Source organism: Muricomes intestini (assembly GCF_004346165.1).
In the GTDB taxonomy this organism is placed as follows: Bacteria; Bacillota; Clostridia; order Lachnospirales; family Lachnospiraceae; genus Muricomes; species Muricomes intestini.
The window spans coordinates 66,558-88,820 of record NZ_SLZZ01000001.1 but is presented as its reverse complement, the minus strand read 5'-3'; the positions used below and the strand labels follow the sequence as shown (position 1 = coordinate 88,820).

20 protein-coding genes are annotated in these 22,263 nt (G+C 43.0%); 5 read left to right on the top strand and 15 right to left on the bottom strand.

Features of this window, described 5'->3' with window-relative positions; translation table 11 throughout:
* Positions 1-114 precede the first annotated feature (114 nt).
* The gene (gene mgtA / locus EDD59_RS00395; RefSeq protein WP_132377866.1) at positions 115-2,760 is read left to right on the top strand and encodes a magnesium-translocating P-type ATPase; all 2,646 of its coding nucleotides are present in this window, start codon (positions 115-117) and stop codon (positions 2,758-2,760) included.
* Positions 2,761-2,814: 54 nt separating this feature from the next.
* Here mgtA and EDD59_RS00390 read toward each other — a convergent pair whose 3' ends face one another.
* Positions 2,815-3,903: a radical SAM/SPASM domain-containing protein gene (locus EDD59_RS00390; protein WP_132377864.1), complete on the bottom strand. Its 1,089-nt coding sequence runs from the start codon at positions 3,901-3,903 to the stop codon at positions 2,815-2,817.
* Positions 3,904-4,041: 138 nt separating this feature from the next.
* On the opposite strand from EDD59_RS00390, the gene EDD59_RS00385 reads away from it, so the two are divergent.
* Positions 4,042-4,464: a winged helix-turn-helix transcriptional regulator gene (locus EDD59_RS00385; RefSeq protein ID WP_132377862.1), complete on the top strand. Its 423-nt coding sequence runs from the start codon at positions 4,042-4,044 to the stop codon at positions 4,462-4,464.
* A 49-nt stretch (positions 4,465-4,513) separates the two neighbouring features.
* Here EDD59_RS00385 and EDD59_RS00380 read toward each other — a convergent pair whose 3' ends face one another.
* The 4 genes from EDD59_RS00380 to EDD59_RS00360 form a co-directional block, all read right to left on the bottom strand.
* Positions 4,514-5,125 carry a DsbA family oxidoreductase gene (locus EDD59_RS00380; RefSeq protein WP_132377860.1) on the bottom strand — a complete coding sequence of 204 codons (612 nt, stop codon included), beginning with the start codon at positions 5,123-5,125 and terminating at the stop codon, positions 4,514-4,516.
* Between the two features lie 152 nt (positions 5,126-5,277).
* Positions 5,278-5,457, bottom strand: coding sequence for a hypothetical protein (locus EDD59_RS00375; RefSeq protein WP_074180249.1), 180 nt, complete (start codon positions 5,455-5,457; stop codon positions 5,278-5,280).
* A gap of 310 nt (positions 5,458-5,767) precedes the next feature.
* Entirely contained in the window at positions 5,768-6,769 is a 1,002-nt protein-coding gene (locus tag EDD59_RS00370) for a collagen-like domain-containing protein (RefSeq protein ID WP_279233309.1), read from the bottom strand.
* Between the two features lie 76 nt (positions 6,770-6,845).
* Positions 6,846-7,919: a tetratricopeptide repeat-containing glycosyltransferase family 2 protein gene (locus EDD59_RS00360; RefSeq protein ID WP_243117304.1), complete on the bottom strand. Its 1,074-nt coding sequence runs from the start codon at positions 7,917-7,919 to the stop codon at positions 6,846-6,848.
* Between the two features lie 326 nt (positions 7,920-8,245).
* On the opposite strand from EDD59_RS00360, the gene EDD59_RS00355 reads away from it, so the two are divergent.
* Positions 8,246-10,267 (top strand): methyl-accepting chemotaxis protein, encoded by a 2,022-nt coding sequence (locus tag EDD59_RS00355; RefSeq protein ID WP_132377856.1) that lies wholly within the window; start codon positions 8,246-8,248, stop codon positions 10,265-10,267.
* Here EDD59_RS00355 and metA read toward each other — a convergent pair.
* The 6 genes from metA to EDD59_RS00325 all read right to left on the bottom strand — a co-directional run bounded on the left by metA (position 10,264) and on the right by EDD59_RS00325 (position 16,560).
* The gene (gene metA / locus EDD59_RS00350; protein WP_132377854.1) at positions 10,264-11,187 is read right to left on the bottom strand and encodes a homoserine O-acetyltransferase MetA; all 924 of its coding nucleotides are present in this window, start codon (positions 11,185-11,187) and stop codon (positions 10,264-10,266) included. The genes EDD59_RS00355 and metA overlap by 4 nt on opposite strands.
* The gene (locus EDD59_RS00345; RefSeq protein WP_132377852.1) at positions 11,178-12,533 is read right to left on the bottom strand and encodes an AI-2E family transporter; all 1,356 of its coding nucleotides are present in this window, start codon (positions 12,531-12,533) and stop codon (positions 11,178-11,180) included. The genes metA and EDD59_RS00345 overlap by 10 nt, the downstream gene beginning before the upstream one ends.
* 140 nt (positions 12,534-12,673) lie before the next feature.
* Positions 12,674-13,021 (bottom strand): DUF1540 domain-containing protein, encoded by a 348-nt coding sequence (locus EDD59_RS00340; protein ID WP_132377850.1) that lies wholly within the window; start codon positions 13,019-13,021, stop codon positions 12,674-12,676.
* Positions 13,022-13,077: 56 nt separating this feature from the next.
* Positions 13,078-15,003, bottom strand: coding sequence for a threonine--tRNA ligase (thrS, locus tag EDD59_RS00335; protein WP_132377848.1), 1,926 nt, complete (start codon positions 15,001-15,003; stop codon positions 13,078-13,080).
* Positions 15,004-15,318: 315 nt separating this feature from the next.
* Complete coding sequence (locus tag EDD59_RS00330) at positions 15,319-16,035, bottom strand: YdcF family protein (RefSeq protein ID WP_132377846.1); 717 nt, start codon at positions 16,033-16,035, stop codon at positions 15,319-15,321.
* Between the two features lie 9 nt (positions 16,036-16,044).
* The gene (locus EDD59_RS00325; protein ID WP_132377844.1) at positions 16,045-16,560 is read right to left on the bottom strand and encodes an SEC-C metal-binding domain-containing protein; all 516 of its coding nucleotides are present in this window, start codon (positions 16,558-16,560) and stop codon (positions 16,045-16,047) included.
* Between the two features lie 143 nt (positions 16,561-16,703).
* Here EDD59_RS00325 and EDD59_RS00320 point away from each other — a divergent pair, with 143 nt between their 5' ends.
* The gene (locus EDD59_RS00320; protein ID WP_132377842.1) at positions 16,704-16,928 is read left to right on the top strand and encodes a hypothetical protein; all 225 of its coding nucleotides are present in this window, start codon (positions 16,704-16,706) and stop codon (positions 16,926-16,928) included.
* Positions 16,929-16,932: 4 nt separating this feature from the next.
* On the opposite strand, the gene EDD59_RS17650 is transcribed toward EDD59_RS00320, so the two are convergent.
* Together EDD59_RS17650 and EDD59_RS00315 are read right to left on the bottom strand one after the other, a co-directional pair.
* The gene (locus EDD59_RS17650; protein WP_165920824.1) at positions 16,933-17,100 is read right to left on the bottom strand and encodes a hypothetical protein; all 168 of its coding nucleotides are present in this window, start codon (positions 17,098-17,100) and stop codon (positions 16,933-16,935) included.
* A 198-nt stretch (positions 17,101-17,298) separates the two neighbouring features.
* Positions 17,299-18,579 (bottom strand): adenylosuccinate synthase, encoded by a 1,281-nt coding sequence (locus EDD59_RS00315; protein WP_132377840.1) that lies wholly within the window; start codon positions 18,577-18,579, stop codon positions 17,299-17,301.
* 195 nt (positions 18,580-18,774) lie between these two features.
* Between EDD59_RS00315 and EDD59_RS00310 the strand changes: the two genes are divergently transcribed.
* Complete coding sequence (locus tag EDD59_RS00310) at positions 18,775-19,074, top strand: hypothetical protein (RefSeq protein ID WP_243117303.1); 300 nt, start codon at positions 18,775-18,777, stop codon at positions 19,072-19,074.
* 56 nt (positions 19,075-19,130) lie between these two features.
* Here the strand turns inward: EDD59_RS00310 and pdxR are convergent, their stop codons facing one another.
* Together pdxR and EDD59_RS00300 are read right to left on the bottom strand one after the other, a co-directional pair.
* Entirely contained in the window at positions 19,131-20,540 is a 1,410-nt protein-coding gene (pdxR, locus tag EDD59_RS00305) for a MocR-like pyridoxine biosynthesis transcription factor PdxR (RefSeq protein ID WP_132377838.1), read from the bottom strand.
* Positions 20,541-20,561: 21 nt separating this feature from the next.
* Positions 20,562-22,229 carry a glutamine--tRNA ligase/YqeY domain fusion protein gene (locus EDD59_RS00300; RefSeq protein WP_132377836.1) on the bottom strand — a complete coding sequence of 556 codons (1,668 nt, stop codon included), beginning with the start codon at positions 22,227-22,229 and terminating at the stop codon, positions 20,562-20,564.
* Between the last annotated feature and the right edge of the window lie 34 nt (positions 22,230-22,263).

Genomic DNA, 22,263 nt, shown 5'->3' with positions numbered 1-22,263 from the left:
GGCTGTTATCCATTATATTTATATACTAATGGTGTAACTTGCCTGTATACTCTACCCGCCGTCTGCCCGGCGGGCTTTTTATTGGGAAATTCTAATCAGAAAGGACTGGTTCCAATGAAATTTTTAAACAGAACTTCCTACAACAAGCAGCTTCAAAAAAACAGGCGTGATACCGAAATGAAACTCAGCTCTTATTCTTTTATGACAGAAGATGAATTATTTGCACTTCTCTCTGCCAGGCAAACCGGGCTTACAAGCGAAGAGGCTCTAAACAGGCAAGGTGAAAGCGGGAAAAATGTCATCACAACAGGAAAGAAAAATACAGTACTGCACCGTCTGAGAGAGGCCGTAATTAATCCTTTTAACGTGATCCTGCTTGTAATTGCTGTGATCACATATTTCACGGATGTTGTCGCATCATCAAAGCCTGATTACCTCACTGTTATTATTATTATATCACTGGTGCTCCTGTCAAGTCTGGTTGCCTTTGTGCAAGATTGGCGCTCCAACGCTGCGGCAGAGAAATTGTCAAAAATGATTTCCAATAATGCAGATGTGTGGCGGGATGGAAAGCTTATCAGCATTTTCATGGATGAAATAGTCCCCGGGGATATTGTCCGGCTCTCAGCCGGTGATATGCTTCCGGCAGATATCCGTTTTCTGACAACAAAGGATACTTTTATTGCACAGGCGGCATTGACAGGGGAATCCAATCCTGTAGAAAAATTCAGCATTTCAAAAAACAAACCGGAGGATGGACTGACAGATTTAACAAATCTTGGTTTTACAGGCTCCAATGTAATCAGCGGCAGCGCAACTGCCGTGGTACTTGCCACCGGCAATGACACCTATCTGGGTTCTATGGCAAAGTCCTTGTCCGGCGACCGGGCAAAAACCAGTTTCGAACGAGGTGTTGATTCCATCAGCCATCTCCTGATACGCATGATGCTGGTTATGGTCCCTGTCGTATTTATCATCAATGGATTTGCAAAGGGCGACTGGCCAAATGCCTTTCTTTTTGCCATTAGCATTGCTGTCGGGCTTACGCCGGAAATGCTGCCCGTAATTATGACTTCAACACTGGCTAAGGGCGCCGTTTCCATGTCAAAGCACAAGGTAATTGTCCGCACACTCGGCGCAATACAGACTTTCGGAGAAATGGATGTACTCTGTACAGATAAAACCGGGACACTGACTGAGGACAAAATTGTACTGGAAAAGTACATGAACCTTCACGGGGAGGACGATACCCGTGTACTTCGGCATGCTTATCTCAACAGTTACTTCCAAACTGGTCTGAAAAACTTAATTGACCTTGCTATTATCAACCGTGCTTCAGAAAATGGGCTGGAATCCATCCTGGAGAAATATAGCCGTATAGATGAAATCCCTTTCGATTTCTCCCGCCGCAGAATGAGCGTAGTTTTGACGGACAAAAGTGGAAAACGACAGCTCATTACGAAAGGTGCCGTGGAAGAAATTGCCTCCATCTCCTCCTTTGTGGAGATGAACGGACAGATCGTACCTATGGATGAAGAAACCCGGCGTATGGCTCTGTCTACTTATGACAAATACAATGCCGAAGGTCTGCGTATGATTGCTGTTGCCCAGAAAAACAATGTCCCCGGCAGCGGTGCATTCAGTGTGACCGATGAACAGGACATGGTTCTGATTGGCTTTGTAGGCTTTCTGGATCCGCCTAAGGACAGTGCAAAAAGCGCTATTTCCACACTTCGGGAACACGGCGTGCGCACCGTTGTCCTCACAGGCGACAGCGAAGGTGTAGCATTGAAGGTCTGCGGCAAAGTAGGAGTAAACACAGCAAGCCTTATAACCGGCCGCGATGTGGAGCACATGGATGATGCCCAATTATTGAAGACTGCCAAAAGCTGCGACTTGTTTGCAAAATTGTCCCCCTCCCAAAAAGAACGGGTGGTCAAAGCCTTTCAGGCGGTGGGCCATACCGTAGGCTATATGGGGGACGGCATCAATGATGCCTCCGCCCTGCGTCAGGCAGACGTTGGAATTTCGGTGGACAGTGCCGTGGACATCGCCAAGGAAACTGCAGATATCATCCTTTTGAAAAAGGACTTAATGGTGCTCGAAGAAGGTGTCATTGAGGGAAGACGTACCTTCGGAAATATCATGAAATATATTAAGATGGCCGCAAGCGGCAATTTCGGCAATATGATTTCAGTCATTGCAGCCAGCATTTTCCTGCCCTTTCTGCCCATGCTGCCCGTACAGATATTAACACAAAATCTGCTGTGTGACTTTGCCCAGATGGGTATTCCCTTTGACAGTGTGGACAAAGAATACATGAAAAAACCGCGAAAATGGGAAACACACTCTATCAAATCCTTTATGAGCTATATGGGCCCCTTAAGCTCCGTATTTGATATTCTGTGCTTTGCCGTTATGTGGTGGGTGATTGGTGCAAATACGATGGATAAGTCTCCTTTGTTTCAATGTGGATGGTTTGTATTTGGAACGGTATCGCAGGTGCTGGTCATTTACATGATCCGCACAGCAAAAATACCGTTCCTTCAAAGCAAACCCTCGGCGCCTCTTTTCCTGTCCACACTTGTGATAACCACTGCCGCGCTGATAACGGGCTTTACAGATTTTTCCATAGGCCTGGATATGTACCGCCTGCCGCCCCGGTTTGTTGTATGGTTAGCTATAATTCTGGCGGGTTACCTTCTGTGTGTTCAGCTTGTGAAAAAAATATATGTGCACAGACATGGAGAATGGATGTAAAAAACAGCGGGGTATCCGCCCCGCTGCCCGCTCTCAACCGCCCTTTTCCACTTTTTATATCACTGCCTGCTTCACTTCATCCTCACACTGAAATAAGGTACATCCTCCTTTATGATTCAAAACTTCTGCCGCACTTATTTCACGTACATTTTTGAAAAAGGATGACTGAAGTGTCTCTAAAATTGTTTCTTTCTTCAAGTTCATGACAGAATAAGGGGAAAAAGGACATGGCTCTGCCCCGCCGCCGGCGTTGATATGGAAAAAGCCTCTTCCTGCCGCCAAGCAGCCGCCCATCGCCTCTTCATCACCGGGAAAGGATAACATAATCATCCCCTTGTTTTTCTTGTCCACCCGAAGCATGCTAATTCTTTCCTGCAATTCTTTCAGCTCTTGAGAGTTTAGTATAAGGTACTCTGTACCTTTTTCTGCCGGCACATATTCAACATAAAATATCAAACCACAGCCTTGCTCTTTCAAGTTATGTACAAACCTGCTGTCGGCAACTTTATCTTTATTTACGCTCGTCACCGTGATGGATGTTCCGTACAAAATGCCTCTCCCTTTCAATTCTTCAGCAACCATTTTTATTCGTTTTGACACTCCGCTGCCGCGCCGTTTGTCGGTCTCTTTTTCGTTGCCCTCAATGCTCAGAACAGGAATCAAATTTCTGTGTTCATCAAACAGTTTCAAATATTCATCATCTATCATGGTACCATTGGTAAATATAGGGAAAAATAGATTATCGTACTTCGCTGCCAGCTTTATAATATCACGGCGCAGCAACGGCTCGCCGCCTGCCAGTAAAATGAATGACACCCCTATTTCAGACGCTTCCGTAAAAACACGCTGCCAATCATCAACAACCATTTCCCCCTGCACGTCTCCGCTGGAGCAGCCACCGTTTGCTCTCGCATAACAGCCGGCACAGTGTAAATTGCAGCTTGATGCAATACTGGCAATAAGGAAAGGCGGAATATGTATACCCTGCTGTTCGTACTGCTCTCTCATCTTTGCCTCTGAACGCAGGGTTGAGGCCATGCGGATCATAAAAGACCGTCCCCTCCGGCTGTCCGTATAAAACCGCCCGGCAGTATTTATAATATTTTTAATCCCCGTGTTCATAAAATCATTCAAATTCAACATAAGTTAATGCCCTCCCTTTTTGCTTGTGTTTTAAAAAACTTATGATATAATTATATTATAAAGTAAGTTTTATGCAATAACGCAGTTACTTCTTACTTAGTAAGATAAATCATACTATTAGAATTGAGGTGAATCAAAATGAGTTCAGCCAATAAAAAAAATGAAATTATAAAAGAGATTACTACCAGTAAGGAAACTACTGAAATAGAAGAATTGCTGTGTCCAATACGGTATCTTTTAAATATATTTGGCGGCAAATGGAAATTGCCTATTATTTGCATCCTGTCGGGCGGAACTGCCTTAAGATATAGCTCAATTAAAAGAAAATTAGATGACATCACAAATGTGATGCTGTCACAGTCCTTGAAAGAATTGGAAGCATCTGGGTTAGTCCACCGTGAACAGTATAATGAAGTTCCCCCCAGAGTCGAATATACCTTAACGGAAAAGGGAAAAAGCATTCTGCCTGCACTTGCACAGGTTGCAAAATGGGCAACAGAAAATATGGAAACCGAAACTGCCTGTCAAACAAAGTGCAGTGAATGCCAGAAAACAGTTTGAAATACCTTTTGACCCCTACATCATAAAATGGCGCTATTGGTACCTTCCATCACTTCTTCTGCTTAGCTTCACTCTCTTTATCCAAAAAATTAAGCACCTGCTGCCGTACAAGGCCCACACCGGGAACCGCATTCAAAAGTGCATCTCCAAGTCTGAACGAGGGAACCGCCTCCAGAGCATTTTCCTCCCAGCTATACTTATCCAGCATCAGCCGCTTTTCGCTGTATTTTGCAGACGTCAGTGACTGACGAAATGCCGGGACATTTCCTCCTGCCAAAACAGCACAGTCGCTAAGTACATCTATATCTTCAATATTTTTTCGTTCCCGAAAGACAGCAGCATACACTGCATCATTGTATCGTCTGAGGTCTGCCCCCTGCTCCTCAAGGCAGAGCAGACCTTGAATTGCCAAATCACTGTAATTGCCAGGCTCAAACGGACGATTTAACGGTAATCCCACATTTTCCAGGCGGCCTTTGAGTTCAGAAAGCCACTCCGAAGAGTCTTCCCAGTGAGATGGCACAGGTTCCGGACGCATATGGAGTTCGCAGGGACACCATTTCACGGACAAGCCAGGATAATCCGGCAGTATTTGGTTTAACTCATGAAGCCCTAGATAGCAATAAGGACAGGTGTAATCAAAAAATACTTCTAATTGCACAGAAAAGTACCTCCTCTTTTGTTTTTTCTGATTGTACCGTAAATACTAAGCTCGAAAATACCTCGCCAAGTAAGAGCATTATATCATCTTTTGCTGATGCCCGCAAAACATTTTATGCTGTAGTTATCCTTGACAAACATTTTATGCTGTAGTTATCCTTGAAACATATTTTCTACATAATTTCTCATCGCCTCATGGCTGTGCTTTTGCTTTGCACCCTCAACCACTTTTTCCTGCTCTTCTTTTGAAAGATGTGAAAAATGGTTCAGAGCATCAGAATGCTGTGCAAGCGCCATGGTAAAGCCGATAGGAAGTTCTTCATTATTAATCATAGTAAAATCTCCTTTCACAGGTTTTTTGTTAGTATGTGTTAGTTGCCATATTTCATACCAATATATGTTCTTTTTGCTTTGTTTTTGCAATGACTTTTATATAACAGACCACCGGCTATGATATGATACCCTCAAGCAGAACATTGAAATATAAAAGTCTGTCTGGGGGGGGATTTTATCATAGCCGGTGGTCTTAATTCATTTACAAATTATAACATATATGCGTTTCTTTGGTATATGAGGCTTTCACAGTTTCTCGAATTTTTAGATAGTCCTTCATCAGGGATTTAGGTTTCAGTTACATAATTATTTAGGAAATCTGGATAATAGTAAGGTTGGCCTGAACATCTGATGTTCCATAAGTGACTGGTACCCCGGTGTTGTTGAAAAGACTGAATGCGGTAGGCACGGTGGTTACCGTTATCAGGGCGCTTCCGGTTAATTGCAGTGTTGTCATTGGTGAAGGCGATGAGGATAAAATAGTGCCAGAACCTCCAGAAAGGATTCTTATCCCGAAAACAACAGAAGTTTCTGTCTGTGCGCCATCGGTGTTCACCCACCATGAAATATAATAATTTCCTGCTTCATTGATAAAGAAAGTTCCTGTCCCCGCATTATACGTGATGGCAGATGCAGGGGCATTAATAGTCGTGTCAAATAAAACATTGATGTTATTGTTAATTGTACCGCTACTACTGTTCTGCAGTTGGACTTGCAGCCCTGAAAGTGCTGCGGTGTCACCTGCCGGGCCTGTTGCTCCCGTAGGGCCTGTTGCTCCCGTAGGACCTGTTGCTCCCGTAGAGCCTGTTGCTCCCGTAGAGCCTGTTGCTCCGGTTGGACCTATCGCTCCTGCGGGGCCTGCTGCTCCGTCTGCTCCCGTTGCCCCTGTAGGACCTGCCGGACCTGCTGCTCCATTTGCCCCTGTTGCTCCCATCGGGCCCGTAGGACCTGCCGGACCTGTTGCTCCCATGACTCCTGCCGGGCCAGTTGCTCCCGTGGCCCCTGTTGGGCCTGTTGCCCCTCTTGAGCCTGTCGGGCCTGTTGCACCGGTTGAACCTGTTGCCCCTCTTGGACCTACATCACCTCTTGGGCCCACGTCACCTCTTGGGCCTGTATCACCCGCAGGCCCTTGACTGCCAGTAGGGCCTGCCGGACCTTCCGGACCCATTGGGCCCCTCGGTCCCATCGGGCCTCTTGGTCCCACAGGGCCTGTAGGACCCGTTGGGCATATAGGTCTTGGACGGCAATTGCAGGGATTACAGTTTGCATTATTATAGCAACTTTGTTGTTCTATATTTTCATTTTCTCTCATAATTTTAACTCCTTATACTAAAACTAATGTTCTTTTAGTATAGTATATACAGTATCCATAATGTTGGTTACCTTTGTCAAAGTTCTTTTGGTATTGCAGATTGCCGTTTATTCTCAAAATACCGCTTATTCTGTAACACTGCATCAGAACCGGGCTTATAGCTTTCTGCAAGATTATTATAAAACTCAGCTTTTTCATACTCTCCTAATTTATCATAGCAGACACAGCACTCTAGGGCAGGAATATATCCCCAATAATCTTCCTGGTGAAATCCCCATGAAATCGTTGGTTTTTCAAGCCTGAATACAAGTTCAAACCAAAAAACTGCCTGTCGATATTTCCTCTCTTCTTTAAAATATGTTCCAATCTGACAGCACATTTCTCCTCTGGGAGTGTCATACCAAAATCCCCTGAACATGCTCTGCAGTGCCTTTTGAGGGTTTCCCGTAAGCTGGTAACAATCCGCCAGTTCACTGCAGGCCACAATATTATCCTCCACCCAGCCCGATCCTGAGTCAAGAAATTTAGTAAACATCAAAATGGCATCCTCATATCTTTTATGATCCTTTAACTCTCTTGCATAGTAGTAAGTCCCCCTGGCAGAAAGCTCTTTTCCGTCTGCCAACAGCCTTTCGTATATTTTAAGGTTCCTATCGTTTATGTTTTCTTCCGGCTTTGCATGTGTAATTCCTATATCCGCATGAATGATATTTCCCCCGAACTGCAGGCATTCGTGAACCGGCTCAAACCATTTAAATTTATTACTTCTCTTTACCAGTCTTTCTCTAAAATAGGAAAATGTCACCCTTTCACTTTCATCAAATCCAATATTATAATGCATCATCACAACATCGGTCTCGAACGTAAGCTCTTTTTTTAAAGCCATAAATTTTTCCTGGTCTGACTGCATAATAATATCATCCGCATCCAGCCACAATATATAGTCCATAACCGCCTTATCAAAAGCAAAATTGCGGGCTGCGGAAAAGTCATCAATCCATTGAAAATCAAAAATCTTGTCAGTAAATTTCCCTGCTATTTGTTTGGTTTTATCTGTGGAACCGGTATCCACAATAATAATCTCATCGACCAGCCGGGCGACAGAACTAAGACATCTCTCTAAAACATTTTCTTCATCTTTTACAATCATACACAAACTTATAGTAATCAATATCTGCTCCAGAATCTACTTTTACCTATAATTTATGCAGAAAATATGTTATGTTGCTTCACCCGCTTCAAAGTTTGTTGTGGAGTCTGTATTATAATTAAGTACAATTGTGCCGATATATGTAATAGAAAGGGAAAAGATACCGAGATGTTTTATCCACCGCCCCTTTTTGCCGAGTAAGTATATGATTATTATGTGACTCAATTAGCATTTTAAATAGACAAACACAGATGAAAGTTGTAAAATGGATAGATATAAATGCTTAAAAAATATAAACAAATATCTACAAAAAAGGAGAGCCAGACATGAAGCTAAAGAGGAAACACAAAAGTGCTGTGAAAGAGGTGAAAACAACAACAATCAAACGGGAAATTCAAAAAATCATCATTGGCCTGCTGACAGTAGCATTGCTATTGTCAGGCGGAATATCCTGTTACATGAATTATATATCCATTACCAGTATATTGAAAGAAAGTATGCCGGTCACGGCAGCTGAAGCAGCCGGGGAGGTGAAGGCCAACTTAAAGACCACCATGAATACTGTGGAGATGCTTGGTACAATTCCTCAGTTATCATCAGATGCGGTTTCTGCGGATGAGAAACAGTATCTGATGAACAGATATAAGCAGCGCTACCAATGGGATACTGTGTTTGCCACAGACAAAAAAGGATTAAATAAGGCAAACAATGCAGATATTTCTGACAGGCCATACTTCAACAAGGTTTTGTCGGGCGCTACAGTTATAAGTGACCCTGCATACAATAAGGTGACCGGAAAATTTACCGTTGTCATCGCAGCTCCCCTGTGGAAAGACGGCAAACAGAATACACAGATTTCAGGTGTTGTGGGTGTCTCTATAGATGCCACGTTTCTTTCAGATATTGTATCAGATATTAAATTAAGCAAGAATGGCGACGCCTATATTATAAACGGTGCCGGCAAGACAATTGCACATGAAAATTTCGATTTAGTTACGAAAGAAGAGAATAATATTGAGGCCGCCAAGGAGAATGCCTCCTTAAAAGAACTTGCTACCTTGCAGAAAAAGATGACCCAGGGCCGGTCCGGATTCGGAAAATATGCCTATAATGGTAGATCCGAATATCTGGCTTATGCTCCTATCGGAATTAATGGCTGGAGTCTGGGAATCACCGCTCCGACCTCCGACTATCTGGGTAATACCTTTAAAGGTCTTATTGTTATTGCTGTATCTACAGTAATTATTCTGCTTTTTGGTGCCCTTATGGCAAGAAGAACCGGCAAACATATCGGAGAGGCCATCAGTTTATGTACAGAGCGTCTGAAGCTGTTGGCTGTAGGAGATTTAACTACGGAAGTCCCGGATATTAAGTCGAAGAACGAAACATTGGTTCTGTCACAGTCAACTTCTGCGATAGTTTATGCCCAACAGACTATTATCGGTGATGTAAGTTATCTTCTTTCAGAAATGGCAGAGGGAAACTTCAATGTACATTCCAGGGTGAATGAAAAAATCTATATCGGGGAATACCACGAAATATTACTATCCATGCAGAAGCTGCGGCAGACACTTTCCGGAACAATCCAATCTATCAGAGATGCCTCCGCACAGGTAGAAGCCGGCTCCCGCCAGCTGGCCTCGGGTGCCCAGGGACTTGCCCAGGGAGCAAATGAACAGGCCGGTGCTGTAGAAGAACTGCTCTCTACCACAACAACTGTAACAAAACAGGTGGAGGACACGACAAAAGCAACAGATATGGCCCATACTAAAGCAAAAATGGTCAAAAAGGAAGCCGCTGTAAGCCAGGATAAGATGACGGAATTAACTGAAGCAATGGAACGTATAGAAAATACTTCCAATGAAATCAAAAATATCATTGGAGGAATCGAAGATATTGCCGCTCAGACCAACCTTTTATCTCTGAATGCTTCTATTGAAGCTGCAAGAGCCGGGGCAGCAGGAAAAGGGTTTGCTGTAGTGGCAGATCAAATTGGAAAGCTGGCAGAACAAAGTGAACAGTCCGCAGTCAATACAAGAAACCTAATAGAAACGTCCATTTCTGAAGTGTCCGGCGGCAGCCAAATTACAAGTGAAACCGCCGATGCACTGAAACGGGTGATTGATGGTCTGAATGAAATTGTTCAGTCAATGGCTGACGTCCAAAGTGCCTCTAACAAGCAAACCACTGCCATAGAACAGATAGAAGAAGGAGTATCCCAGATATCCACTGTTGTACAGAGCAATTCTGCCGCTGCTGAAGAAAGCTCGGCTACCAGTGAAGAGCTGTCCGCACAGGCACAGTCATTGAACGACTTAGTATCCCAGTTTAAACTGGAGGAAGGTTAGAACGCCGGCGCTCCATACAGGTCATAAGGGGTCATTTGATATACATAATAATTCAGCCAGTTAGAGTACAGATTATTTGCATGTGCCCGCCAAATCAGTTCCGGTTTATTTTCGGGATCATTGTCAGGATAATAATTGGCAGGTACCTGTATATCCAGCCCCTTTACCCTGTCTCTTTTGTACTCTGAGTCCAGTGTCATTCTGTCATACTCGGGATGCCCCATGACAAAAATCTGCCTTCCGTCTTTTGCCATACATAAAAAGACACCGGCTTCCTTGGAATCAGCCAATATAGTAATTCTTTCATCCTTTTCAAGAAGCTCCTGGGAAATCGTAGTGTGTCTGGAATGAGGGGCGTAAAAAACATCATCAAAGCCTCTCACGAGCGGAATCTTGCGATTCCTGACTTTGTGTTTAAATACACCAAACATTTTTTCCGGGAGCTGTACTTTATCAATTCCATAATGATAATACAAGCCTGCCTGCGCCCCCCAGCAAAGATGCAGGGTGGAGGTCACGTTTGTTTTTGTCCACTCCATAATATCTTCCAGCTCTCTCCAATAATCCACATCCTCAAAAGGCATCTGCTCAATTGGCGCTCCTGTAATAATAAAACCGTCAAATTTATTGTCTGCGATGTTTTTAAACGGCTCGTAAAACTTTAAAATATGACTGGTGGAGGTGTTTTTTGACACATGGCTGCTGACCCGCACGAAGGTTACATCTATCTGTATAGGTGTATTGGACAGAGAGCGGAGAATCTGAAGCTCCGTGTCCTCCTTTAAAGGCATCAGATTCAACAGCCCAATGCTTATAGGACGTATATCCTGATGTGTGGCACGGTATTCGTCCATTACAAATATATTTTCTCTCTCCAGTATTTCTTTCACCGGCAAGTCATTTTGTACTCTTATTGGCATCTTTCATTCCCCTCTTCTTCCTGTACTTCTTTTTCTTCCTGATGTATATATTTTCCTTCGGAATTCACATAGCTTTTTTCTCCGTAAGCTTTCGTATTCACAGGCAGTTTCTTTTTCTCCAGCAAATGGTCAAGCAGCATGTTTACAATATAATAGATTACCGCAAAAGTAGGCACACCCAATATCATACCCGGAATACCAAACAAACCTCCACCCAGCATAATTGCAAAGATTACCCAGAAGGATGAGAGGCCCGTTGTATCCCCTAATATTTTCGGTCCTATTATATTTCCGTCAATCTGCTGCAGCACTATGATAAATATAATGAAATAAATTCCCATCCTGAAATCTGCCAGCATGATTAGAATGGCACTCGGTATGGCACCGATGTATGGGCCGAAAAAAGGAATCACATTAGTGACACCCACTATCACACTGACCAACATCGTATAGGGCATCTTCATCAGCGAAAGACCTAGAAAGCATAATACACCGATAATAGCAGAATCTATAATTTTTCCAATAATAAAACCGCCAAATATCTCATTACCTTTAGCCGTCAGGTGAAGAATCATATTTGCCTGGGACGGGCGGAAAATCGCATACATTATTTTTTTGCACTGACTTGCAAACTTTTCCTTACTAAACAGTACATATATAGATACTATAATACCTATGACAGCATTCAGCAGTTCGCTTACAATATTAATGACCCCAACCGTCAGGTTAGACATCACAATATTAATCCGGTTCAGCAAATCACTGCGCATCCAATTCTGTATATATTCCGTGCCCTCTTTTAGTATATTATTTAAAAATCGGCTTAAAGTAGAGTTTTGTGAGTTCATCTCCATGACCTTATCAACCAAATGACTTAACTGACTGGGTACAGTAAGAACCATATCTCTGATACTTGTATACAACTCCGGAATCATCATATTTAACAAAGTAACAATCACAAAAATGAGTACAATAATCGCGGCAAAAATTCCAACACACCTGGCAATTCCACGTACCTTCTTCCGGCTCGAAATCTTTTTCTCCAGAAACGGAGTTAACTGGGAATCTACGAACTTGACGATGGGATTCAAAAGATAGGCAATTGCAAGCCCATATATAATTGGTTTCAAAACCTGAAAGATTTCCCTGATCACTCCTGAAATGACAGGGAGCCTAAGCAAAGCGAAATAAAAAAGAAGACCTGCTGCTATCACCAGAAAAACAGACATTCCCCGGCCCACTTTGCGTCGGAATCTTGAAGAACCATTTTCTTCTAATACCGGTCCGTCTGAATAATATCTCCTTTCCTCTTTCTTTTTTGCTTTATCCTGTGTTTTATCATCCATTCACTTTATGATTCCTTTCCGTTTTTATGCAGATATAATAATTATAGCTCCACCTGTGCTCACTCGTCAACAAAAGAAAGGAGCGATTTCTTGTCAATCGCTCCTTTTTGGTATTCATATATTCATTTTGTTTTTCTAAATCAGCCTTTACATGTAAAGGTTGCACAGGCGGTGCCTTCACTTTGACAGGCATCGCTTCCTTCTACACTGATTTTACCGGCGTGGCACTTACAGCTGTCATTGTACTCGCAATCTGTTGCCTCACAGTCAACATCACTGCGGTCAGATGCACTTCCCGTGATATCATCCCCATAGCTGTTCGAATAGTTGCCGCTTGCATAAGCGTCCCCCGTTCTCTCCTGAAAACTGTCACAGGATGTTTCCATCGGCGTTTTTGCATCGCTTCCGCCTACTTGGATTTTATCAAGGTCACATAAAAACTGCTTGTTGTGCGTACATGTCTGCACGGTACATTTCAAATCTGGCATAATCATACCTCCTCTTATAATGAAATCAGTATCATTATGCCCCGGCAACAGTCAAATTATTCTGTGCCCTTCTTTTCATGGACAGACTTTTCTTCAATTTCTTTTTTTAGAAATATAATAAATTCATCCAGATTCATCTGTCCTTCATCTCCCGCTCCTCTGCTTCTTACCGAGACAAGTCCTTCCTCTTCTTCCTTAGCGCCCACTACAAGCATATATGGAATTTTTTTCATTTGGGCCTCACGGATTTTATACCCAATCTTTTCTGCACGGGTATCAACTTCTGCGCGGATACCGGCATCTTGTAATTTTCCCAAGACTTTTTCGCCATACTCTTTATGCTTATCTGAAATTGGCAGAATATTTACCTGAACCGGTGCCAGCCATGTGGGAAATGCGCCTGCAAAATGCTCGATTAAAATGCCGATAAAACGCTCGACAGAGCCGAATGCCACACGATGGATCATAATCGGTCTATGTTTTTCCCCGTCTGCTCCTGTATATTCCATTTCAAAACGCAGCGGAAGCTGAAAGTCGAGCTGGATTGTACCACACTGCCATGTTCTTCCAATGGAATCCTCCAGATGAAAGTCAATCTTTGGTCCGTAGAATGCACCGTCTCCTTCATTTACAACATAAGGAAGACTCAGCTCTTCCAGTGCATCTTGCAGTGCATTTGTAGCCATATTCCAGTCCTCATCGCTTCCCATACTGTCCTCAGGCCTGGTAGAGAGCTCAACATGGTACTTGAATCCAAAGAGTGCGTACACTTCATCAATAAGTTTTGCAACCCTTTTAATTTCATCACGGATTTGTTCCGGTGTCAAGAAAATATGGGCATCATCCTGTGTAAAGCATCGTACCCGCATCAGTCCATGGAGCTGGCCGGATTTCTCGTGGCGATGGACAAGTCCCAGCTCTGCCAGACGAAGCGGCAGGTCACGGTAGGAGCGGGGTTCTGACTGATATACCAAAATGCTGCCCGGACAGTTCATTGGCTTAATTGCAAAGTCCTCATCATCAATTACCGTTGTATACATATTGTCCTTATAATGATCCCAGTGTCCTGATGTCTCCCACAGATGGCGGCTTAGCATAATCGGAGTATTGATTTCCTGATATCCGTTTTTATTGTGTATCTGACGCCAGTAATCCAGCAGTGTATTCTTGAGTATCATTCCATTTGGAAGGAAGAACGGGAAACCAGGTCCCTCATCGCGCATCATAAAAAGTCCAAGCTCTTTGCCTAATTTCCTGTGATCGCGCTTCTTTGCCTCCTCCATCATTGTCAGGTATTCATCCAGCTCAGCCTTCTTTGGAAATGCTGTGCCGTAAATTCTCTGCAGCATTTTATTTTTTTCACTGCCTCTCCAGTAAGCGCCTGCCAGGCTTGTAAGCTTAAATGCTTTTATGGGTTTTGTACTCATCAGATGAGGCCCTGCGCACAAATCTGTAAATTCTCCCTGGGAATAAAAGCTGATCACAGAATCCCTTGGAAGATCCTCAATGAGTTCCACTTTATATGGTTCATCTTTTTCCTTAAAATATTCAATTGCTTCCTCCCTCGGTTTTGTAAACTGCTGGATAGGAAGTGCTTCTTTTACAATCTTTTTCATTTCCGCTTCAATCTTTTCCAGATCATCGGCGGCAAGCGGCTCATCCCTGTCAATGTCATAATAAAACCCGTCTGCTACGGAAGGCCCAATCGCAAGCTTTGTATCCGGGTACAGTCTTTTTATAGCCTGCGCCATAATGTGAGATGCAGTGTGACGAAATGCTCCCTTCCCTTTCTCATCCTGGAAGGTCAGTATATTCAGATTACAGTCCTTGTCAACAACTGTCCTTAAATCCACAACCTCACCATTTATTTCTCCGGCTGTGGCCATTCTTGCCAACCCTTCACTGATATCTTCTGCAATCTCAATCACTGACTTGCTTTCTGCATATTCTTTACTTGATCCATCTTTTAAAGTAATCTTCATATTCTTCTCCTCTCATAACATTTTTGCACGAAAAAATCCCTTCCTGCAGAAAAACCTGTAGAAAGGGACGAGCTTACAATAATCTCGCGGTTCCACCCTAATTGAGCCGGCAGACTCGCTGCCAGAACCACTTCATTTTGATGATAACGGAATCACCGGACTGTTTTCAGCCACTCAGAGGTAGTTTTCAGATGTTTCCGCAATCGGAAGCTTCCAGCCTTTGACTTCCTTCTCTGTATCCTTTCACACCCTACTCGTCTCGTCAATGTGTTTTCTTCTAAATCTAGACTCATTATAACACTGCTGCCATTTTTGTCAACCGATTTTTTTCATCCAGATCACGGCAAAAAATTCTCTTACCAGATAATTTAACTGTAACACCGGGTTCGATGTGGCAACAATTCCCCGGATATTTGTAAACCCGGCCTTTCTGCCAATCTGCAATGCACGGTACATATGAAAATCATTTGTCACAACTCCAACCGGCAGGCTTAACTTATCTATTATTTTACCACTGTTTTGTAAGTTTTCCCATGTGGATCTGGAAGTATCCTCCAGAACAATACGCTCATCAGCAATTCCATGCTGATGCAGATATTCTGCCATAGCAGATGCTTCGCTGATATCTTCCCCTTTGCCCTGCCCGCCTGAAACAATCACGTTCGTTTCAGAATTTTCTTTCAGATAGCAAAGAGCTGCATCAAGCCTCCTCATCAATGAATTGGTTATTCTTGTTCCGCGGACCTGGGCTCCGAGGACGATAATATACGGAAGTCCGGCTTCTGCTCTCTTCGCCATTGCAGTGCAGATTTGTATTTCCACAGCCAGAAAAACAGCCCAGAGCAAAAGAATCACCATCCAAAGTAAAATATTCCACTTCCCCTTAAAAGAAAGAAGACTAAGCAGAATATGTATCCCGCCAAATGCCGGCCAGAACAATGCAAAGGTAGAGTTGAATTTTCTTGTATACAAACAAATGACACTGTAATACAATAGGCATATTATACCCACAACTTCAAAATATATTCTCATCCGCTTTAATTATGCATTTCTTCCACAGCACTTTTTGTATTTCTTGCCGCTTCCGCAGGGACATGGGTCATTTCTCCCTATTTTCTTTTCTTTTCGTATGGTTCCCGACTGCTTCTGCTCACGGTACAGACGCTTTCTTGTCTCTTCATCAAAGATCTCATCCCACTGTGGAAGCTCATAAAGCCAGTCTGCTTTTGCATCGACCATGTTTTTATATAACTTTTCCTTGTCATATGCCAGACTCACCTCTGTTGTCTCATCCATTGTTTCAATAGGATTGGGATTCTTCAGGCTGTCGTTGATACCGTCCAAAAATCCTGCCATTATCAGGACTTCTTGTCCATACTTTTCAGCCAGTTCCTTCACGGTACCTTTTACCTCTACATCCGGTTCTTCCAGAAGCTGCTCATAAATCTCTTTCTCAATATTAAAATACGTCCCCCAGAACTTTTCCAGCTGTTCTCTTGTCTGTTCTTTATCATAGGCCATATCTCTCCACTGGTCTAATAAACACTTTTCACTCATGGTATATAACTCCTTTTTCTAAGTTTCACTCGCGCACCTATTATATAACAAAAAATTATCATTTTCAATTCAAAGTTGAAATGCTCCCCTGTTTCAATTATAATAAACCTATCCCTTAATGATGTGAAAGGATTCAGATTATTATGAAAAAATCCAAACGTATTCTTGCCTTGATCGGTGCTGTTCTTCTCATTTGTTTATATGGAAGCACTCTGGTTTTCGCCATTTTTGACCGCTCTGCTTCGGCTGATTTGTTGAAAATCTCCATAGCCGCCACAATTTTTGTGCCTGTTCTTTTGTATGCCTATGGTTTGATTTACCGTCTGTCTCAAAATAAAAAATCAGATGATACAGATGAAGAGCCTTAAGTGTCTATACATACAATTGTACAAGTTCCATTGCTGCACTCCATTCTGCCGCTCTCCTGCCCTTTACCGGATCCTTCGTTATTTCTGTTCTTCTTCTCTCTTGTCTTCTCTCCAGGTATTCTTCCATCGAAATCATCTCTTGTACTGTCCCATTATTGTTGTTCTGACGCATAAAAATACCTCCTTGCCGGTAGATCCCAGCCTTATTATTATATGATTGCCCCCTCTTAAGTATGCTAAAAATTTTACCAGGCAAATGTGATAAAGCTGTGGAAAAGATATTAAGATTTTATAAGAAAAGTATAAGAAAAAGAGCCCGGCGAAAAAACGCTGGGCTCCGGCAATCAATTATGACCGCTCTGTTGACTGTCTATTTATTTCGGTAAATGATATCTTCCCGGCCGGGTCCGTTACTGATCATAGTAATCGGATAGCTGATTTGTCCCTCTATAAATTCAATATAGTTTCTGCAATTTTCCGGCAGATCCTCGTACTTTTTGATTCCCCGGATATCACATTTCCATCCCGGGAATTTCTTCCATACCGGCTTTGCTTTTTCAAGAAGATGTGTAACTGGGAAATCAGTAGTTACCTCTCCATTAATCTCATAGCCCACACATACCGGAATCTCATCAAGATAACCCAGTACATCCAGAACAGTGAACGCTACATCTGTCGTTCCCTGCATTCTGCAGCCGTATTTTGATGCAACACAGTCAAACCAGCCCACACGTCTCGGACGCCCGGTCGTAGCGCCGTATTCCCCGCCGTCACCGCCGCGGTGTCTCAGCTCCTTTGCTTCATCTCCAAAAACCTCACTGACAAAGGCACCTGCTCCGACTGCACTGGAATAGGCCTTGCACACCGTAATAATCTGCTTAATCTCATAAGGAGGAATTCCGGCCCCTATTGCACCGTAGGCTGCCAGTGTAGAAGAAGACGTAACCATTGGATAAATGCCGTGATCCGGATCCTTCAGGGAGCCAAGCTGCCCCTCCAGCAAAATATGTTTTCCTTCTTTCAAGGCATTGTGCAGATAAAGAGAGACATCACATACATAAGGTTCAATCATCTCTTTATATTCTTTAAGTTCTTTATATAAATCGTCCGGGCTCATCGATGGCTTGTGGTATAAATGCTCCAGCATCACATTCTTCTGCTCTGCCACACGCACTACCTTTTCTTTCAGAAGCTCGTCGTCAAACAGCTCGCTGACCTGAAAACCAATCTTTGCATACTTGTCAGAATAAAATGGTGCAATCCCTGACTTTGTAGATCCGAAAGATTTTCCCGCCAGCCTTTCCTCCTCATATGCATCAAAATCCTTATGATATGACATTACAATCTGTGCTCTGTCAGATACAAGAATCTTTGGTTGTGGGACTCCCCGATCAATAATGGACTGGATTTCTTTAAATAAAACAGGAATATCCAGCGCTACACCATTACCAATAATACTGGTTATATGGTCGTAAAACACTCCGGATGGCAGTGTATGCAGTGCAAATTTCCCATAATCATTGATGATTGTGTGGCCTGCATTTGCTCCCCCCTGAAAACGAACGATGATATCGGCCTCTTTTCCAAGCATATCTGTAATCTTGCCTTTCCCTTCATCGCCCCAGTTAGCACCTACTACTGCTTTTACCATTTTGAACCCTCCTGCGTATATTGTCACTTTTAGAACTTCATTAGCGTCTCTTATGAATCGGCCGCCTCATGAATTATACTATATTTTCATCATTATGTAAAATATTATTTCGATTTCCTCATTGTAATTCCGCCTGAAAAGTATTACAATAAGCCTTAAGTTCAATTATTACCCCATAGAAAGGAGACTTATAAATTGAAAAAGTTTTTAAAATGGTTCATAAGTCTTGCAGCCGTTGGTACTGCAATTGGTCTTATCATAGCTTATTTTTGTAAAGGAAGATCTGATAAATGCAGCTGTGATGACAGCCAGGACCTTACAGAAGATGAGGATTTTGATTTGGACAGTGATCTTCAGCCTGTCCGTGACAGAGAATATGTCCCGCTTAAAAAAGCAGCTGACAGTACTTCTGAGGGCGATGCCGCGGAGGCTTCTCATGAAGCGGTTTCAGAGAAAGAGAAATCAGAGAAATCGTCTTCCATTGAAATTAAATAATAACTTGATTATTCTCACGGGACCGGAGGCAGCTGTCTTGGGTCCTGTATGTTTTGTCAAATTTCTTTCTGCCTCCATGCCCTTTTCAAAATAGAGACTGCTTCTTTTATTTGTTCTTCGTTCATGTTTGCATACCCCAATAGTATCGTAGCATTTCTTTTTTTCTGGGGTTCGACATAATGCTCTGTCAGTCCGTAGACTTTTATTCCTCTTGCTTCTGCTCTTTTTATTAATTCTTCCTCGGACAGTCCCTCTCTAAAATGCAGCAGTAAATGAACACCGGAGTTTTCTCCCGACACTGTGCAGATATCCTGTATCCCTTTCAAGCATCCCAGCAGTACATCATGTCTGCTTTTATATAGAGCTCTTGTTTTATTCAGATGGCGCTCATAATATCCTTCTTCTATGAATTTCTGTACAATCAGCTGATCTACCTTTGAGACAGTAGAATTCAGGAAACCACTTCTCTCCTGATACAATGAAAGCAGAGAGGCAGGAAGTACCATATAGCTCATTCTTATTGCAGGTGCAATAGACTTTGAAAAGGTACCCATATAGATTACTTTGTCATGGCTGTCATATCCCTGCAGCGCCGGAATAGGTTTCCCTTTATAACGGAATTCACTGTCATAATCATCCTCTATAATATAACGAAGCTCTTCCTCATCCGCCCATCTTAAAAGCTCCAGACGTCTCTTGATGGGCATGACAATCCCCAGAGGATATTGGTGGGACGGCATCACAAAGGCAATATCCGCCCCAGTTTCTTTAAGCTGGTTAATTTCCATTCCCCTGGAATCCATATTCACCGTACAAACCTCATAGGAAAGATTTTTAAAAAGTCTGTAGGCCTGCTTATATGTGGGATTCTCCAGGGCAACCTTGTGGTTCTGCCCAATTACCGTTGTCAAAAGCATCAGAAGATAATCATTCCCGGCCCCCACAATAATCTGTTCCGGGAGGCAGTTGACCCCTCTGGCCTGATGCAGATAATTACAGATGGCATTCCTAAGTCCATATTCCCCCTGAGGTTCTCCCAGGCGAAACATTTCAGCTTTGTCGTCCAGCAGGCAATCTTTGGACAACTTACGCCACGCATGATAAGGAAAGCTTTTTAAATCTACTCCATTAGGTGTAAAGTCATATTTGTATCGGCTTTCTTCCTTCACAGGCTTTTTTTGAATTGACCCGGCAGCCTGATTTAACTGATATAGTTCTTCTATCTGGGCAACAAAATAACCACGGTAAGGTTCTGCCTCCACGTAGCCTTCAGACAAAAGCTGCTCATAGGCCAGCTCCACCGTGCTTCTGCTGACCTCCAAATATTTACTTAGGGAACGGGTAGAAGGCAGCTTTTCCCCACTTTGAATTTTTTTGCCCTGGATATCTTTTTTTATATAGTCATAAATTTGCTCATAAAGAGGAGTTTTGGAGCCAGGCCGAAGGTTTATCGTCAATTCATTCATCTTATTTTTTCCCCACAGGGTTTACTTCGGCAATTTAAAAGAGCTCTTAAGAGGCACAATCCGGTTGAATACAAGTGCGTCTGGTTTTGAGTCCTTTGCATCTATACAGAAGTAACCATTTCTGACAAACTGAAAGCTATCATACGATTGTTCCTCATCAAAGTTGTTTTCTACATAGCAATCCTTAAGAATAGTAAGAGAATTAGGATTCAGGTTTAGAGAACCGTCTTCTTTGTTATATACACCCTTCTCCTCATCCACCAGATTTTCATAGAGACGCACTTCTGCCTTTATCGAATCAGAAACCGGTACCCAGTGAATTGTTCCCTTTACTTTTCTTCCAGTAAAGCCTCCGCCACTTTTTGTCTCAGGGTCATAGGTGCAGTGAACCTCCGCCACATTCCCCGCCTCATCTTTGACAAAGCTTACGCATTTTACGAAATAGGCATACATAAGGCGAACTTCATTCCCGGGGAAAAGACGGAAATACTTCTTTGGAGGCTCCTCCATAAAGTCATTTCTTTCGATGTAAAGTTCTCTGCCAAATGGAACCTTCCTGCTGCCAAGTGTCTCATTTTCCAGGTTGTTTGGCACATCCAGATATTCTACCTGGTCTTCCGGATAATTATCGATCACCAGCTTGATGGGATCAAGCACCGCCAGCATACGGGGCCTCTTCAGCTTCAAGTCCTCTCGGATACAGTAGTCCAGCATGGCATAATCTACAGAGCTTTGGCTTTTGGATACGCCGCACATATCAATGAACATCTTAATTGATTCCGGCGTGAATCCTCTCCTTCTCAGTGCCGCAATGGACACAAGACGGGGATCATCCCAGCCATCCACAATATGGTCTTCTACCAGCTTTTTAATATAGCGTTTCCCTGTCACCACATTGGTCAGATAGAGCTTTGCAAACTCAATCTGTCTCGGCGGCTGCTCAAATTCACACTCTTTTACAACCCAGTCATATAATGGCCTGTGATCCTCAAATTCCAGAGTACAAATGGAATGAGTAATTCCTTCAATTGCATCCTCCAGCGGATGGGCAAAATCATACATCGGATAAATACACCATTTGTCGCCTGTTCTATGATGAGGTATATGGGCAACGCGGTAAAGAATCGGATCACGCATGTTCATATTAGGGGAAGCCATATCAATCTTCGCCCTCAGGACTTTCTCCCCGTCTCCGTATTTTCCGTCCTTCATAGCCCCGAACAACTCCAGGTTCTCTTTTACAGAGCGATTTCTGTACGGACTGTCTTTCCCCGGCTCAGTCAGTGTTCCCCTGTATTCACGAATCTCTTCCGGTGAAAGGTCACATACATAAGCCTTTCCCTTTTTTATTAATTTCACAGCAAACTCATACATCTGGTTAAAGTAGTCTGACGCAAAATACAGATGATTTTTCCAGTCTGCCCCCAGCCAGCGGATATCCTCCTTAATGGAATCTACAAATTCTACCTTTTCTTTTGTCGGATTTGTATCATCGAAACGCATGTGGAATGTTCCGTTATATTCCTGGGCCAGACCATAATTCAAAAGTATGGATTTGGCATGTCCGATATGAAGATACCCATTAGGTTCAGGCGGAAATCTGGTACTCACATGGTTGTATACACCCTCCGCAAGGTCCCTATCTATTTCCTGTTCAATAAAATTCTTTGAAACTGTCTCGTTTTCCATTGTTTCCTCCTCAAATACTTACATTCTGCCCAAC